The sequence below is a fragment of the Massilia agri genome (assembly GCF_024753255.1).
Classification (GTDB): Bacteria; Pseudomonadota; Gammaproteobacteria; order Burkholderiales; family Burkholderiaceae_D; genus Telluria; species Telluria agri.
Genome location: NZ_JANUHA010000053.1, coordinates 1 through 758, shown reverse-complemented (window position 1 = coordinate 758; position 758 = coordinate 1). Strand labels below are relative to the sequence as shown.

The following is a 758-nucleotide window of genomic DNA, read 5'->3' as shown; positions in this document are numbered from 1 at the left end:
GCTTCGACGAATTGTTCGCCTGCCTGTCCGCAGCGCCACTGTCCAGCACCGATCTGGCCCGGCTGCGCGAGTGGGTCGACAGCATCCGTGAGCCGGCCGAGTGCCTGGCGCTCATCGAAGCGGCCGCGACAGGCCGGCCATGTCCGCATTGCGCTTGCGCTCGCCTGCACCGGTCGGGCTTTGCCAGCGGCCTGCAGCGCTTTCGCTGCCTGGCTTGCCGCCGTACCTTCAATGCGCTGACCGGCACGCCGCTGGCCCGGCTGCGCAAGCGCGAGTGCTGGCTGCCCTATATCCAGTGCTTGCTGGAATCGCGCACCGTGCGCAACGCGGCGCTCGCCACCGGCGTGCATCGCACCACCAGCTTTCGCTGGCGCCACCGATTCGCGCCCGGCGCTGCACGCCATCGCCCGGTTATCCTGTCGGCAATCGTCGAGGCCGACGAAACCTACCGGCTGGAATCGCAAAAGGGGTCGCGCAGCCTGACGCGCCCGCCGAGAAAGCGCGGTGGCCTTGCCCGTCGGCGCGGCATCAACCGCGAGCATGATTGCCTGCTGGTGGCGCGCGACCGCAGTGGTGCGACGCTGGATTTTCATACGGGACGGGGTCCCGTGACCGCGCCGCAACTACGCAGCTGCCTGCAACCGGTACTGCCCCACGACGGGCTGCTCATCAGCGATGGCGCCGCGGCCTATGTCCGGTTTGCCGCCGACGCCGGGATCACGCACGAGCCCGTCAATGTCCGGGCTGGGCGGCGCGCG

The 758-nt window shown here is 69.8% G+C and carries 1 protein-coding gene; it reads left to right on the top strand.

Annotated elements, in window-relative coordinates; all coding sequences use genetic code 11:
• Nucleotides 1–11: 11 nt before the first annotated feature.
• The coding region (locus NX780_RS25095) for an IS1595 family transposase (RefSeq protein WP_258830615.1) at nucleotides 12–758 on the top strand (747 nt) is incomplete at its 3' end.